This is a genomic window from Afipia sp. OHSU_II-C1 (assembly GCF_000497575.1).
Lineage (GTDB): Bacteria > Pseudomonadota > Alphaproteobacteria > Rhizobiales > Xanthobacteraceae > Afipia.
The window spans coordinates 245,454-259,342 of sequence record NZ_APJI01000010.1; the positions used below are offsets into that span (position 1 = coordinate 245,454).

Genomic DNA, 13,889 nt, shown 5'->3' on the forward strand with positions numbered 1-13,889 from the left:
GGGAGGGATGGTGCACGTTGTCAGCGCAGAATGTCTTTTTCTCCCTCCCCCTTGTGGGGAGGGGCGGCGCATAGCGCCGGGGTGGGGGTTACCTCGATATAGATCGATGTGACGTGGCTTTACTCCACCGCGCTTGTCACGATCTTGATCTCGGACGTCAGCGTCCGGTGCACCGGGCACTTGTCCGCGATTTCCATCAGCTTCTTGCGCTGCTCGGCGTCGAGATCGCCTTCCATCGCAATGGTCCGGTCGATCTTGCTGATCATGCCTTCCCTGGTTTCGCACTCCTCGCAGTCCTGGGCGTGGATGCGGCTGTGCTTCAGTGTGACGGTGGTGCGCGTAAGCGGAATCGATTTGCGCTCGGCATAAAGCCGCATGGTCATCGATGTGCAGGCCCCAAGCGCTCCGAGCAGGAAATCGTAAGGGCCGGGACCGCTGTCCATGCCACCGACATCGAGCGGCTCATCCGCGAGCACGCGGTGCTTGCCGGCAGCAATTATGTTCTGGAGCTTGCTTGCGCCGGTTTCGCTCACCACGACAATGCCCGCCGCGGGATTTGCGACGGCCGTCTTCGCGGCAGGCTCTGCGTCGAGATAGCGTATCGCCCAGGCCGAGATCATGTCGGCGACATAGATCGCATCCTGCTTCTGCGAGAGCAGATGGTCCGCGCCGGTGAGCGAGACGAAGCTCTTGGGATGCTTCGCCGCGACAAACAGATGCGTCGCATTGTTGATCCCAACAGTATCGTCGGTGGGCGAATGGAAGATCAGCAGCGGCTTATGCAGTTTTGCCACCGTTTCCGTCAGCCTGTGTTCTGCGATGTCATCGAGAAATTCGCGCTTGATGCGGAACGGCCGGCCCGCCAGTGAGACTTCAAGCTCGCCTTTCTCGCGGATCTCCGGAATCTGATCCTTGAACCAGTGCGTGACATGCGAGGGGTCCGATGGCGCGGCGACGGTGGCGACGCATTTTGCCTCGGGGATCAACGATGTTGCCGCCAGAATGGCGGCACCGCCGAGGCTGTGGCCGATCAGGATCGACGGCGCGCGCCGGGTCTTGCGCAGATGGTCCGCCGCCAGCACGAGGTCTTCGATGTTCGAGGAAAAGGTGGTGTTGGCGAATTCGCCTTCGCTGGCGCCGATGCCGGTGAAATCAAACCGGAGCGTCGCGATGCCGTGCTTCGCCAGCCCTTCCGCGATCCGCTTGGCGGCCAGCACATTCTGGCCGCAGGTGAAGCAGTGCGCAAACAGCGCGTAGGCGATCGGTGCGCCGTCGGGCAGGTCCAGCGAGGCGGCCAGCAATTGCCCGTCCGAGCCCGGAAACTGGAATTTTTCGGTTGTCATGGCGGCCTCTCGTTGTGATCGGTGCTGCGCGTTTGTTGCGATCGACAGTAGCATCGTCATGGCCGGGCGTCGTCCCGGCCATCCACGTCTCATCGAGATCAAGCCAAGACGTGGATGCCCGGCACAAGGCCGGGCATGACGGAAAATAGGGCGCATCGCAGCCCTGACTGAAAATGTCGTGGTGTCCGGAGGTGTTGGTGGAGCCAGGCGGGATCGAACCGCCGACCTCGTCATTGCGAACGACGCGCTCTCCCAGCTGAGCTATGGCCCCTTGATCGGCCGGACCGGTGACGGCGGCGGCGGACAAGAGCGGCCATTTACAATCCCGATCATGGCCAAGTCAAGAACGCGCAAAATCGGTGTTTTCGGCAGGTATTCCGGTTGCAAAGCCGATATCGCCGCCGCGGAACATGCGCCGCCAAACGGCCGGGTCCGGGTCACGCCGGGCTGGATCCGGAAGCATTTCAGCCCGGAACCTCCCTTGTTTGCGCCGCCGCGAACCGGTATTGAGGCGGCAGTCCACGGAAGCGAGCCAGCACCCTATGCGCGCCATTCTCGACATCATCAACATCGTTCTGGATCTGTATGTCTGGCTGCTGATCGCCTCGGCGATCCTGTCCTGGCTGATCGCCTTCAACGTCGTGAACACCCGCAACGGGTTCGTCGCGTCGGTGGCGGAGTTCCTCTACAAGATCACCGAGCCGGTGCTGCGGCCGATCCGGAACATCATGCCGAATTTCGGCGGTCTCGATATTTCGCCGATCATCGTCATCCTCATCATCATGTTCATCCAGCGCGTGATTGCCTACTACATCTATCCGAACGTGATCTGACCGCGAGGCCGCTTCCGTTTCCTGACTCTCGCATGAGCTTTCCTTGAGTCTCCCTTGGCGCTTTTCCACTCAAGGCATCAGCGTCGCATTGCGCGTCACGCCGCGCGGCGGAATGGATGCGATCGACGGCATTGAAACACTGGCCAATGGCCGCAGCGTTGTGAAAGTCCGGGTACGCGCCATCGCCGAGGGCGGCGAAGCCAATCGCGCCGTGACTGAACTGCTCGCTCGGGCGCTTCATGTGCCGAAAAGCCATGTGCGGGTTCTCTCCGGCGTCACCTCGCGCCTCAAGCAGGTCGCGGTGGACGGCGATCCGAAAAAACTGGGCGATGCCCTGCAAGCCCTGACGAAGACAACAGACTCCTGACGAAAGACATCTGATGCCGGCCAAGATCATTGATGGAAAAGTCATTGCCGCCGATCTGCGCGCGCGCGTCGCGGATCAAGTGGCGCGCGTCAAGCGCGACCATGGCCTGACGCCGGGGCTCGCCGTTGTGCTGGTCGGCAACGATCCGGCCTCTGAGGTCTACGTCCGCAACAAGGCGAAGCAGACCGAAGCCGCGGGCATGGCGTCGTTCGAGCACAAGCTCGCGGCGGATACCCCGCAGAAGGATCTGCTGGCGCTGATCGCAAAGCTCAATGCCGATCCAGACGTGCACGGCATTCTGGTGCAGCTTCCGCTGCCGAAGGGGCTGGATACGCAGACCGTCATCAACGCCATCGATCCGGCGAAGGATGTCGACGGCCTGCATCCGATCAATGCCGGGCGGCTGGCCAACGGTTTGCCGGCGCTGACGCCGTGCACGCCGCTCGGCTGCATCATTCTCGCCAAGACGGCTCATCCCTCTCTCGAAGGCATGAACGCGGTCATTATCGGGCGCTCGAATCTGGTGGGACGTCCGCTGGTGCAGCTCCTGCTCAATGAAAACGCTACGGTGACCATCGCCCATTCGCGCACGCGCGATCTTGCCGGCATCTGCAAGCGCGCCGATCTGCTGCTCGCGGCGGTCGGACAGCCGGAGATGGTCAAGGCCGACTGGATCAAGCCCGGCGCCACGGTGATCGATGTCGGCATCAATCGCATCCCGGGCGCTGACGGCAAGAACAAGCTGGTCGGCGACGTGGCTTATCAGGAAGCGCTCGGCGTGGCCGGTGCGATCACGCCGGTGCCGGGCGGCGTCGGCCAGATGACGGTGGCGTGCCTTTTGGTGAACACGCTGCGCGCGGCCAGCGCGATCAAGGGGCTCAAGGCGCCGGGCGTGTAAGGCCAGCCAACTGCTTTCCGAGAATTACGGACTCGCCGTGTTCTGCACCAGCCGCCGGTAGAACCGGATCATGTCGGCGTAATTCTTTACGCTGAGCCGCTCATTGGTGCCGTGGAAGCGCGTCAGGTCTTCGGCAGTGGCGCGCACTGGTGAAAAGCGGAAGATGTTGTCGGTGACGTCGAGATAGTTGCGCGAGTCCGTCGCCGCGACCATCAGGCCTGGCACCACAAGGACATCCGGAAAGATTTCGCGGATCGTCCGGTTCACGGCCTGATAGCTCGGGCTGGCGGTGGATGTGACCGGCGGCGGGTTGGTGTTGCCGGGCTTCGGCGTCACCTTGACGCGATCGTCTGCGATGATCGATTTGACGTAGGCGATCACACTCTCCTCAGTCTCGCCCGGCAGCAGACGGAAATTCACCGTGGCCTCGGCGCGGCCGGGCAGCACATTTTCCTTGTTGCCGGCATTGAAGATCGTGATCGCCGTGGTGGTGCGGATCGCGGCCGCGGTCTGTGCGGTCTTCTCCATCTGACGGCGCACGAGCGGTTCGAGCAGCCACAGATTCGACAGCGCGACGCGGCTGCCGAAATCCATTTCGGGTGCGGCGGTTTGCAGGGTCTCGCGCATCACGCCGCTGACCGAGGCAGGAAATGGTCTCTTCTCCAGCCGTGTCAGCGCCGCGCTCAGCTTGCCGATGGCGGTGTCGCGCGGCGGCAATGACGAGTGGCCCGGCGTCGCCGTGGCGGACAGATCGAGGGTGACATAACCCTTTTCGGCGACGCCGATCAGCGCCACCGGCTTGTCGACGCTTTTGAGAATTCCCTCGGTAATCAGCAGGCCTTCGTCGAACACGAAGTCGAGACGCACGCCGCGCGATTGCAGCAGCTTCGACATCGCCATTGCGCCGCGCTTGCCGGAGACTTCCTCGTCATGCCCGAACGCGAGATAGACCGTCCGCTTCGGACGGAAGCCGTCCTTCACAAGCTGCTCGGCCGCCTCGAGCATCGAAAACAGGTTGCCCTTGTCGTCCCACGAGCCGCGGCCCCAGATGAAGCCGTCCTTGACCGCTCCGCTGAACGGCGGCACCTGCCAGTCGCCTTCGGTGCCCGGCGCGATCGGCACCACGTCCTGATGCGCCAGCAGCGCGATCGGCGCGGCCTTCGGGTCGCTGCCTTCCCATGTGTAGAGCAGGCTGTAGTTGGCGACGATTTCGCGCCTGGCGGCGGCGTGAAACGCGGGAAAGCTCGCGGCGATCAGCTCGTGCAGCGCGCGGAAAGCGTCCGCGCTTTGATCGGGATCGGTGACGCTGGCGATGGTCTGCAGCCGGACCGCCGCTCCGAGCCGTTGCGCCGCCGCCTGCTCATCGATGGCGACGGGCGCAACCGGAGGGGCGGCGATCTGCTGCGACGATTTTCGCCACGCATTCGCGACCAGAACGGCTGCGAGAATGACGATGGCGGCGATCAGGAGAAGGACGATGTTGCGGAGGATTCTGATGGAACGGCGCATCGTTTGAATCCCCCAGCCCGATCTTCCTGATTATTTTTTCTTGGCGCGCTCGAGGCCTTCGACAATCAGCTTGCGGGCATCGTCCGCATTGCCCCAGCGCAGCACCTTCACCCACTTGTTGGGCTCGAGATCCTTGTAGTGCTCAAAGAAATGCTGGATTTGTTGCAGGGTGATGTCAGGCAGATCGCTGTAGTTCTGCACCTTGTCGTAGCGCTGGGTCAGTTTCGACGTCGGCACTGCGATGATCTTTTCGTCGCCGCCGGCCTCATCCTCCATGAACAGCACGCCGACCGGGCGCACCGCGATCACCGCACCCGGCACGATGGCGCGGGTGTTGGCGACCAGCACGTCGCACGGATCGCCGTCGTCGGAGAGGGTGTGCGGGATGAACCCGTAATTCCCCGGATAGCGCATCGCCGTGTAGAGGAAGCGATCGACCACCAGCGTGCCGGCCTCCTTGTCCATCTCGTACTTGATCGGCTCGCCGCCGACCGGCACTTCGATGATGACGTTCACTTCATGGGGCGGGTTTTTTCCGATCGAGATCGCGTCGATGCGCATGACAAGGCCTTGGGTTGGTTCAGTCGAACGCGCTGGTTAGCGAATCGGGAGCGGGGCTGGAAGCCCGAAAAAATAGTCAAAAGGATAAGACGGCAGGAAAAAGGAGAGTCGCCTCAGGCCGTCCAGGCAAACGCGACCTTGTCGAGCGACTTGCCGCCGAATCGCTCCGAGGAGCGCGCGACCATGCGGCCGCCGAGGGTCCGGTAGAATTCGACCGCCGGCTCGTTGTCCGAAAGCGCCCAGATCACCATGCTTTTCAGCCCGCTCTGGACCAGATCGCGCTTGGCGGCGGTGAACAGGCGGCGGCCGAAGCCGAGGCCCTGGAATTCCGGCCGCAGGTAGAGTTCGTAGATTTCGCCTTCGAAATGCAGGCTGCGGGCACGATTGCGGCCATAATTGGCATAGCCCGCGACCTTGTCTCCGAACGACAACACGCTGACGCGGCTGCCCTTTCGGATCGCCGAATCCCACCATTGCGGGCCTCGGCGGTTGATCAGCTTTTCGAGTTCGGCACCGGGGATGATTCCCTGGTAGGCCGCGCGCCACGCCTCATCGTGCGTCGCAGCGACTGCGGGCGCATCGGAGGCCTTGGCTGGCCGGACTTCGATAAGGATCGTGCTCATGGTGCAATCAAAGCAACTCGCGGCCCCGCCTTCAAGGTCCATCGTTAATTATCGGTTAATATGTGAGCTTTTTGCATCAGGTCCAAGGCGGCGTTGTACCGAAAGAGGACAGCCAAACGGCTTATGGCCTTGGCTTGGCGGTGCGACGCAGGCAATGATCGCCGCAGATGACAAAAAATGCATTGTTCAAGGTCGCCAGCCTGCTTCTTGCGGTTGGTGTTTTGCCGCAAACACCCGCTTGGGGCGAGAATCAGTTAGGGGCACGCGGCGGCGAAGGTACGCCGAACCGGCGTCAGGAGTGGCTGGTGCCGACGCAGGACCAGATCACACCTTCGCGAGCGGTTCTGTTTCGCCCCGCCGGCAAAGGCCCGTTCCGTCTCGCCGTGATCGCCCATGCCTCGACGCAAAACCGGCTGGCGCGTGCGCAGATGCCGCAGCCGGAATATCCGGCGCTCGCCGCGGCGCTGGTGGCGCGCGGGTTCGCGGTGCTGGTGCCGCAGCGGCTTGGCCATGGCAAGACCGGCGGACCTTATCTCGAAGACCAGGAAGGCTGCGACAACGCCGAATACACAATGTCGGCGCGCACCACCGGCGAGACGATCACGGCTGCGCTCACGTTCATGCGCACGCAGCCGTTCATCCGCAAGGATGCCTCGGTGATTGTCGGGCATTCGGCCGGAGGCTGGGGCGCGCTCGCGCTTGCGGACCAGAGCCCGAAAAGCATTTCGTCGATCGTGGTGTTCGCGCCGGGGCGCGGCGGGCGCAAGGATGACCGCGCGAACAGCATTTGCGCGCCGGACAAACTCATCGCCGGCGCCAAGGAATTCGGCGAAGACGCGCAAGTGCCGGTGACATGGCTGGTGGCGGAAAACGATTCGTATTTTCCGCCGGAGTTCTCAAAAAAAATGGCGGACGCCTTCATCGAAGCCGGCGACGACAAGGTGGATTTTCAGGTGCTGCCGCCGTTCGGCAAGGAAGGCCACTGGCTCGCGGAAGCGGGGGAGGAGGGGGGTATTGGCGCGCTGCTGCCTGTTCAATTGAGCCCTCCGGCTATTGGCGCGGCAACCAAGCGATGACGCTCTATTTCATTCTCAAATACTTGCATGTGCTCGGCGCGATCGTGATTCTCGGCACCGGGGCAGGCATTGCGTTCTTCATGCTGATGGCCCATCGCACTGGCGACGCTGCGTTCATTGCCAAAACAGCAGCAACCGTGGTGATTGCGGATGTAATCTTTACGGCAACCGCTGTCGTGTTACAGCCAATCACAGGTGCATTTCTGCTTGGTGCGACGCTGACGGCGCAGACGGCATTCTGGATCGTAGCGTCGCTGGTTCTCTACGTGGTCGCAGGTCTGTTCTGGATTCCAGTGGTGTTCATGCAGATCGAGATGCGAAATCTGGCGCATGCCGCGGCGGCTAGTGGCGACGTGCTGCCGCCAAGATATTTCAGGCTTTTCCGGCGCTGGTTTTTGTTCGGCATCCCCGGCTTCGGCTCCGTGATGGCGATTCTCTGGCTGATGATCGCGAAACCGGCATGAATACCGGTAAACGCATTCTTGTGCTGGGCGCTTCCGGTCTGATCGGGCGCTTTGTTACCGATGATTTGCGCGCGCGCGGCTTCGATGTGTTCGGCGTGGCGCGTCGCTATTCAGCCGGACAGAAGAATTCCGGATTGGATCACGAAATTCCGATCATGTCGCTCGACACGGCAGCGCTTGCGGAAATGCTGCAGCGATGGCAGATCGATCTAGTGGTCAACAGTCTTGGCGTGCTGCAGGATGGACCGGGCAGCGACACGCGCGCGGTGCATCGCGATCTCGTTGCGCGGCTCGTAAAGGCGATTGGGATGAGCGGTCGCGCCGTCTGCTTCGTCCACATCTCCATTCCCGGCGAGGCGGCGGACGACCGTACCGCCTTTGCGCAAACAAAGCGCGAAGCCGAGCGATTGATCGCTACATCAGGTCTGCGTTATGCCGTTCTGCGGCCCGGTTTTGTCATCGCGCCCGCGGCCTACGGCGGCAGCGCCATGCTCCGCGCGTTGGCCGCGCTGCCGATTGGTCTGCCGGAAGCAGAATCCGCAACGCCATTTCAGGCTGTTGCGGTGGAAGACATTTCCGCGACCGTCGCATGGCTGGCAGATCATGATTTGCCGAAAAACGGCGTGATCTGGGAGTTAATGCAGCTGGAGCCGGTGACCCTCGGCGACATCGTCGCGGAGTTCCGCCGCCCACTCGGAACGCGCGATCGATGGCGCGTCAAACTGCCGTCGTGGCTGCTCGATCTCGGCACAAAATCAGGCGATTTTGCTGCCTGGCTTGGTTGGTCGCCGCCGATGCGCACCACAGCGATTGCTGAATTGCGGCGTGGCGTGTCGGGCGACCCGCAGCCATGGATGACGGCGACCGGCATCGTGCCCCGTACATTGACTGAGAGCGTCGGGCGTGGCCCTGCGACGATCCAAGACAAATGGTTCGCGCGGCTCTATCTCGTTAAGGCGCTCATTATCGCCTCGCTTGCCGTGTTCTGGATTGTGTCGGGCTTTATTGCGGTGGTGATCTCATACGACGCGGCGGCGGGGATTCTGACATCGCATGGTTTGCCGAAGGTATTGGTTGGGCCGGTGACCGTTGGCAGCAGTTTTATGGATATGACCGTCGGCGCTCTGATCGCGTTTCGCCGGACCTGTGCTGCAGGATTAATCTCGGGTATTATCGTCTCGTTCGGCTATATGCTGGGCGCAGCCGTGCTGACGCCGGATTTATGGATCGAGCCGCTCGGGGCGTTGGTGAAGACCGGGCCGGCGATCGTGCTGATGCTGGTCGCACTGCTGACGCTCGATAATCGTTAGGATTTACACATGGTCGAACCGCCACAGTGGCCGGACGACAATGTCATTCTCTATGACGGTGTTTGCGTATTTTGTTCACGCTGGGTCCGTTTTGTCGCTGCGCGCGACACGGTAAGGATATTCCGCTTCACGGCGATCCAGTCGGACTACGGACGCAGGCTGGCTGCAGTATTTCAGATCGATCCGGAAGATCCCGACACCAATGCGGTCGTGTATGATGGAACGGCATTCTTCAAGTCCGATGCGGCGTTGATCGTGTTGAGCCATCTGCCGGGATGGCGCTGGGCGCGCGTGCTGGTGCGGGTGCCGAAATTCCTGCGCAATGCGATTTACAATCTCATCGCTCGCAACCGCTACCGCATTTTCGGCAAGTACGATGTTTGCTACATGGGCGACGAGGAGTTGCGCAGCCGCGTCCTGCAATAGGTCAAGCGCGCGGGATGCCCACCACCTCTTCCGCCGCCCGCACACCCGTCTCCTGCGCGCCGTGTGCGGTGGTGAAGAAGTTCGGTGAGGTCGCTTCGCCCGCAAAGAACAGCCGGTCATCGACCGGCGCGGCGAGCACGGCGCGATCGTCGGCATGTCCGGGAAGCGCGTGTGAATACGATCCGAGTGCAAACGGATCATGCGCCCAGCGGGTTTCTGCAAGCGGTCTCAGCTTGCGGCGAAAGTCTGACCCCAGCAGCATCACCAGCTCATTGATGGCTTGCGCGGCGAGCGCGCCGCTTCCGGCATCCTCAAGCTTGCGTGCGAACGCGCCGCCGAAAAATCCCGAGATGCAGGGCTGGCCCATCGGACGCAGATGATAGCTGCCGGTACCGACACGATCGAGCGCGCCATAGAGATGCCCGTCGCTCGGTAGCGATTCAGGATCGTCCAGCGCCAGCATCACCTTGTCCGCGAGCCCGAGCGGCAGACCCGCCGCAGCGCTCACCTTGCCCGGCAGCGGGGGATGAAAGCGGATCGATTCATTGGCGATCAGGTCGGTCGGTGCGGTGACGATCACCTTGCCTGTGGAGATCGTTCCCTGCGAGGTCTCGATCCTGATGCGCGCGCCGGAATGATCGATCAGCGTCACCTTCGTGTTCAGCGCCACAGGACATGGCGCGCCATACGCGGCGATCAGCGCGCCATAGCCGTGCCGCACCCGCCAGTTGATGCCGGTGTCTTCATACGCATCGAAGTCATAGGTCGAGACGCGATCAAGCTCGGTGCCGTTGATGTAGGTGCTGATCGCATCGATCTGCGCATTCCAGCGATTGCCGGGTTCGAGCCATTTGCTGGCTGGCGTATCGTCCGGCAGATCGGACGCCGCGCTGACACGGGCATCGAAGGCGTCCATCGCCGCGAGGAATTCCTCGCGGGTCTGCGGCGGAAAGCCGGCGTTGAGACTCTGCTCGCGCCAGCGCGGACGCGTCTCGTTGATCTCGAAGCCGAGATCGCGCGCGATCGTCACGAACGAATTTCTGTCGGCGGAATGCAGCCATTCACAGCCGACATCGAACACGATGTCGCCAGGCAGGATCACGGTCTGGCTGCGTCCGCCGATGCGCTCGCGCGCTTCGAGGACGAGAACGGACAGCCCCGAATTTTCCAGCGTGCGCGCGGCAGCAAGGCCGGCCGCACCGGCGCCGATGATCGCAACATCGATATCGGAGGGAAGGGTCATGCACTCGGCTCGATCAGGAAAGACCGTCATGGCCGGGCTTGTCCCGGCCATCCACGTCTTCGCCTGACGTCGAACTATAAGACGGCAATGGCATGCGCAAGACAGATACCGCTTTTCCGCGGAGGGTTCACCAAAACGTGGATGGCCGGGACAAGCCCGGCCATGACGAATTAGTTACAGTATCGCAACACGGAGCGTCGGTCTTAGCCGACCAGCGCTTCCTTGGACTTTTCCGCGCGCTTGCGCTCGTTCGGGTCGAGGTGGCGCTTGCGCAGGCGGATCGACTTCGGCGTGATCTCGACCAGCTCATCATCCTCGATATAGGCCAGCGCCTTTTCCAGTGTCATGCGGATCGGCGGCGTCAGGCGCACCGCTTCATCCTTCGATGTGGTGCGGATGTTGGTGAGCTGCTTGCCCTTGAGCACGTTGATTTCGAGATCGTTCTCGCGGGTGTGCTCACCGACGATCATGCCGCGATACACACGCCAGCCCGGCTCGATCATCATCGGGCCGCGGTCTTCCAGCTTGAACATCGCGTAGGCAACGGCTTCGCCCTGCTCGTTGGAGATCAGCACGCCATTGCGGCGGCCCTGGATTTCACCCTTGTACGGCAGGTAGTCGTGGAACAGGCGGTTCATGATCGCCGTGCCGCGCGTGTCGGTCATCAGTTCACCCTGATAGCCGATCAGGCCGCGGGTCGGCGCGTAGAACACCAGACGCAGGCGGTTGCCGCCGGACGGCCGCATCTCGATCATCTCGGCCTTGCGCTCGCTCATCTTCTGAACGACCACGCCGGAGAATTCCTCGTCCACGTCGATCACGACTTCCTCGACAGGCTCCAGAATCTGGCCGTTCTCGTTCTTGGTCAGCACGACGCGCGGACGCGACACGGAGAGTTCAAAGCCTTCGCGGCGCATGTTCTCGATCAGGATCGCGAGCTGCAATTCGCCGCGGCCCGAGACTTCCATCGAGTCCTTGTCGGCGGCTTCGACCACACGCAGCGCGACGTTGCCTTCGGCTTCGCGGAGCAGGCGGTCGCGGATCAGGCGGCTGGTGACCTTGTCGCCTTCGGTGCCGGCGAGCGGCGAGTTGTTGACGATGAACGACATCGACACGGTCGGCGGATCGATCGGCTGCGCCTGGATCGGCGTCTCAACCGTGGGATCGCAGAACGTATCGGCGACGGTGCCCTTGGTGAGGCCCGCGATGGCGACGATGTCGCCGGCTTCGGCGAGTTCGACCGGCTGGCGCTCGAGACCGCGGAACGCGAGGATCTTGGTGATGCGGCCGGTTTCAACGACCTTGCCGTCACGCGACAGCACCTTCACCGACTGGTTCGGCTTCACCGAACCCGATGCGACGCGGCCGGTGATGATGCGGCCGAGATAGGGGTTGGCTTCGAGAATGGTGCCGAGCAGGCGGAACGGACCTTCTTCCACCACCGGCGGCGCGACGTGCTTGATGACGAGATCGAACAGCGGCTTCATGCCCTTGTCGTTCTCGGTCTCGCTGTTGCCCATCCAGCCGTTCTTGCCGGAGCCGTACAGGATCGGGAAGTCGAGCTGTTCGTCGGTGGCGTCGAGCGCAGCGAACAGATCGAACACTTCGTTGACGACTTCGGTGACGCGCGCGTCGGGACGATCCACCTTGTTGATCGCGACGATCGGCTTGAGGCCGAGCTTGAGCGCCTTGCCGACCACGAATTTGGTCTGCGGCATCGGGCCTTCGGCGGCGTCGACGAGAACGATCACGCCGTCGACCATCGACAGGATGCGCTCGACCTCGCCGCCGAAGTCGGCGTGGCCCGGCGTGTCGACGATGTTAATGCGGGTGTCTTCCCACTCGACCGAGGTGCACTTGGCCAGAATGGTGATGCCGCGCTCGCGTTCGATATCGTTGCTATCCATCGCGCGCTCGACCTGCCGCTGGTTCTCGCGGTAGGTGCCGGATTGCTGGAGCAGCTTGTCGACGAGCGTGGTCTTGCCGTGGTCGACGTGGGCGATGATGGCGATGTTTCGCAAATTCATGTGTCTCAGGTCTTCCAGCTATGGGGCGCGGCGCCGCAGAGGCGGCCAAGTGCAGGTCCGATGTGTCATTGTGCGCGCAGGGCCCAAAAAACGCGGTGCCCGGTTCAAAAGAACCGGGCACACGGGCACTCATTGCGGCGCAATATAGTCAGAATTCGCCGAAAAACAACGGTCCGGGCGGCATTTTATCGGTCCATTTTTGGGTCAAGGTTGATGCCGCAAAGGGCCACATCGGCCCTATCCAGCAATGTTACAGAGCGATGACGGGGCTCCATCGATCGATCACGTCGCCTTCGTCTCGTCCGGATAGACCCCGCGCAGAACTTCGTCGAAATGAGCTTTGACGGCGTCGTTGCAAAGACATGACCGGGCCGCCAGGGCCTCTGGGTTGCGGATCAGGATCGCGCCGCGGCGGGTCTCCAGAATGCCTTCCGCCTTGAAGGCCTGGATGACACGGCTGGTGTAGCTTCGTCCCACACCGAGCATGGTCGATAACTGCTCGTGGGTGAGGGGAACAAGGTCCTCGCCGGTCCGCTCCCGCGCCGACAGGATCCATTTCGCGGTGCGCTGCTCGATCGAATGGATCGCATTACAGGCGGTGGACTGAAAGATCTGCGCCAGCATGCAGTCGGCATAGCGCGCGAAAAGATAACGCAGCGTTGGGGATTGGGTCTTGGCGGCATCGAGCTTTGCGACCCGCAGCCGAACGAAGGGGCCGGCGACCTTGACCGTGATGCGCGTGTAGGCTGGCAGATAGCCCAGGCTGACAATGCCGCCGACCGCGCCTTCGCGTCCGACCAGAATGGTCTCGACATCGCGGCCGTCTTCATTCGCCACGAGGAACGAGACGAGACTGGGACCGCATGGAAAATAGACGGTCTGGACGTCGTCGCCCGGATTGTAGAGCAGGTCGTCCGCCTTGGCGTCCGCGGGTTCCAGGAATGGTTCGATAAGCGCGAAATCTCCGGCGCTCAACCGACGGAGCAGATTGTTGAATGGGCGGCCGTCGCTGACCGCTGCCAGTTGTCGTGTCATGGTCCCCTCGCCAAGCGTCATCGTAGCGCAGGTTCCGGCGTGCCTGTGTTCAAAAGTGCACAGACGCAACGGGTGATTATGTGTTCGGTTCCATGCGGGAACTGGAATGACGGCTCTCTAGCGCCATGACCGGGGTCCCAGCGGACGTATCTCAACCCATCCTCGGACGTGACT

The 13,889-nt window shown here is 62.3% G+C and carries 14 protein-coding genes and 1 tRNA gene; 7 read left to right on the forward strand and 8 right to left on the reverse strand.

Going from position 1 to position 13,889, the window contains the following annotated elements:
* Nucleotides 1–119: 119 nt before the first annotated feature.
* A complete protein-coding gene (locus I554_RS0110740) occupies nucleotides 120–1,343 on the reverse strand; it encodes a bifunctional alpha/beta hydrolase/OsmC family protein (RefSeq protein ID WP_024576863.1) in 1,224 nt (407 codons plus the stop codon).
* A 195-nt stretch (nucleotides 1,344–1,538) separates the two neighbouring features.
* A tRNA-Ala gene (locus I554_RS0110745) sits at nucleotides 1,539–1,614 on the reverse strand.
* A 271-nt stretch (nucleotides 1,615–1,885) separates the two neighbouring features.
* Here I554_RS0110745 and I554_RS0110755 point away from each other — a divergent pair.
* From I554_RS0110755 to folD, 3 genes are read left to right on the forward strand one after another with little or no spacing between them, the layout of a single operon-like run.
* On the forward strand, nucleotides 1,886–2,176 hold the full coding sequence (locus tag I554_RS0110755; RefSeq protein ID WP_024576864.1) for a YggT family protein: 291 nt from the start codon (nucleotides 1,886–1,888) through the stop codon (nucleotides 2,174–2,176).
* Nucleotides 2,177–2,219: 43 nt separating this feature from the next.
* Nucleotides 2,220–2,543: a DUF167 domain-containing protein gene (locus tag I554_RS0110760; RefSeq protein WP_024576865.1), complete on the forward strand. Its 324-nt coding sequence runs from the start codon at nucleotides 2,220–2,222 to the stop codon at nucleotides 2,541–2,543.
* 13 nt (nucleotides 2,544–2,556) lie between these two features.
* The gene (folD, locus tag I554_RS0110765) at nucleotides 2,557–3,441 is read left to right on the forward strand and encodes a bifunctional methylenetetrahydrofolate dehydrogenase/methenyltetrahydrofolate cyclohydrolase FolD (protein WP_024576866.1); all 885 of its coding nucleotides are present in this window, start codon (nucleotides 2,557–2,559) and stop codon (nucleotides 3,439–3,441) included.
* A 24-nt stretch (nucleotides 3,442–3,465) separates the two neighbouring features.
* Here folD and I554_RS0110770 read toward each other — a convergent pair whose 3' ends face one another.
* The 3 genes from I554_RS0110770 to I554_RS0110780 all read right to left on the reverse strand — a co-directional run bounded on the left by I554_RS0110770 (nucleotide 3,466) and on the right by I554_RS0110780 (nucleotide 6,134).
* On the reverse strand, nucleotides 3,466–4,950 hold the full coding sequence (locus I554_RS0110770; RefSeq protein ID WP_024576867.1) for a M20 family peptidase: 1,485 nt from the start codon (nucleotides 4,948–4,950) through the stop codon (nucleotides 3,466–3,468).
* 30 nt (nucleotides 4,951–4,980) lie between these two features.
* Entirely contained in the window at nucleotides 4,981–5,511 is a 531-nt protein-coding gene (gene ppa / locus I554_RS0110775) for an inorganic diphosphatase (protein WP_024576868.1), read from the reverse strand.
* A 113-nt stretch (nucleotides 5,512–5,624) separates the two neighbouring features.
* Nucleotides 5,625–6,134, reverse strand: a complete 510-nt coding sequence (locus I554_RS0110780; protein WP_024576869.1) for a GNAT family N-acetyltransferase — start codon at nucleotides 6,132–6,134, stop codon at nucleotides 5,625–5,627.
* Nucleotides 6,135–6,301: 167 nt separating this feature from the next.
* Between I554_RS0110780 and I554_RS0110785 the strand changes: the two genes are divergently transcribed.
* From I554_RS0110785 to I554_RS0110800, 4 genes are read left to right on the forward strand one after another with little or no spacing between them, the layout of a single operon-like run.
* Nucleotides 6,302–7,210: an alpha/beta fold hydrolase gene (locus tag I554_RS0110785; RefSeq protein ID WP_024576870.1), complete on the forward strand. Its 909-nt coding sequence runs from the start codon at nucleotides 6,302–6,304 to the stop codon at nucleotides 7,208–7,210.
* Nucleotides 7,207–7,674, forward strand: coding sequence for a DUF2269 domain-containing protein (locus I554_RS0110790; RefSeq protein WP_024576871.1), 468 nt, complete (start codon nucleotides 7,207–7,209; stop codon nucleotides 7,672–7,674). Before I554_RS0110785 ends, I554_RS0110790 begins: the two co-directional genes overlap by 4 nt.
* Entirely contained in the window at nucleotides 7,671–8,984 is a 1,314-nt protein-coding gene (locus I554_RS0110795; protein ID WP_024576872.1) for an SDR family oxidoreductase, read from the forward strand. Before I554_RS0110790 ends, I554_RS0110795 begins: the two co-directional genes overlap by 4 nt.
* Before the next feature lie 9 nt (nucleotides 8,985–8,993).
* Entirely contained in the window at nucleotides 8,994–9,410 is a 417-nt protein-coding gene (locus I554_RS0110800) for a DCC1-like thiol-disulfide oxidoreductase family protein (protein WP_024576873.1), read from the forward strand.
* A gap of 1 nt (nucleotide 9,411) precedes the next feature.
* On the opposite strand, the gene I554_RS0110805 is transcribed toward I554_RS0110800, so the two are convergent.
* From I554_RS0110805 to I554_RS0110815, 3 genes are all read right to left on the reverse strand, one after another.
* Nucleotides 9,412–10,653, reverse strand: a complete 1,242-nt coding sequence (locus I554_RS0110805) for an NAD(P)/FAD-dependent oxidoreductase (protein ID WP_024576874.1) — start codon at nucleotides 10,651–10,653, stop codon at nucleotides 9,412–9,414.
* Nucleotides 10,654–10,856: 203 nt separating this feature from the next.
* On the reverse strand, nucleotides 10,857–12,680 hold the full coding sequence (typA, locus tag I554_RS0110810) for a translational GTPase TypA (RefSeq protein WP_024575561.1): 1,824 nt from the start codon (nucleotides 12,678–12,680) through the stop codon (nucleotides 10,857–10,859).
* Nucleotides 12,681–12,962: 282 nt separating this feature from the next.
* Entirely contained in the window at nucleotides 12,963–13,715 is a 753-nt protein-coding gene (locus I554_RS0110815; RefSeq protein WP_024575562.1) for a Crp/Fnr family transcriptional regulator, read from the reverse strand.
* Nucleotides 13,716–13,889: the final 174 nt, after the last annotated feature.

Excerpts from the sequence above, each read along its gene's own strand:
- I554_RS0110790 (WP_024576871.1), top strand. The coding sequence starts at position 7,207 with ATGACGCTCTATTTCATTCTCAAATACTTGCATGTGCTCGGCGCGATC.
- I554_RS0110780 (WP_024576869.1), bottom strand. The coding sequence starts at position 6,134 with ATGAGCACGATCCTTATCGAAGTCCGGCCAGCCAAGGCCTCCGATGCG.
- I554_RS0110800 (WP_024576873.1), top strand. The coding sequence starts at position 8,994 with ATGGTCGAACCGCCACAGTGGCCGGACGACAATGTCATTCTCTATGAC.
- folD (WP_024576866.1), top strand. The coding sequence starts at position 2,557 with ATGCCGGCCAAGATCATTGATGGAAAAGTCATTGCCGCCGATCTGCGC.
- I554_RS0110815 (WP_024575562.1), bottom strand. The coding sequence starts at position 13,715 with ATGACACGACAACTGGCAGCGGTCAGCGACGGCCGCCCATTCAACAAT.
- I554_RS0110740 (WP_024576863.1), bottom strand. The coding sequence starts at position 1,343 with ATGACAACCGAAAAATTCCAGTTTCCGGGCTCGGACGGGCAATTGCTG.
- ppa (WP_024576868.1), bottom strand. The coding sequence starts at position 5,511 with ATGCGCATCGACGCGATCTCGATCGGAAAAAACCCGCCCCATGAAGTG.
- I554_RS0110770 (WP_024576867.1), bottom strand. The coding sequence starts at position 4,950 with ATGCGCCGTTCCATCAGAATCCTCCGCAACATCGTCCTTCTCCTGATC.
- I554_RS0110795 (WP_024576872.1), top strand. The coding sequence starts at position 7,671 with ATGAATACCGGTAAACGCATTCTTGTGCTGGGCGCTTCCGGTCTGATC.
- I554_RS0110805 (WP_024576874.1), bottom strand. The coding sequence starts at position 10,653 with ATGACCCTTCCCTCCGATATCGATGTTGCGATCATCGGCGCCGGTGCG.
- typA (WP_024575561.1), bottom strand. The coding sequence starts at position 12,680 with ATGAATTTGCGAAACATCGCCATCATCGCCCACGTCGACCACGGCAAG.
- I554_RS0110755 (WP_024576864.1), top strand. The coding sequence starts at position 1,886 with ATGCGCGCCATTCTCGACATCATCAACATCGTTCTGGATCTGTATGTC.
- I554_RS0110785 (WP_024576870.1), top strand. The coding sequence starts at position 6,302 with ATGACAAAAAATGCATTGTTCAAGGTCGCCAGCCTGCTTCTTGCGGTT.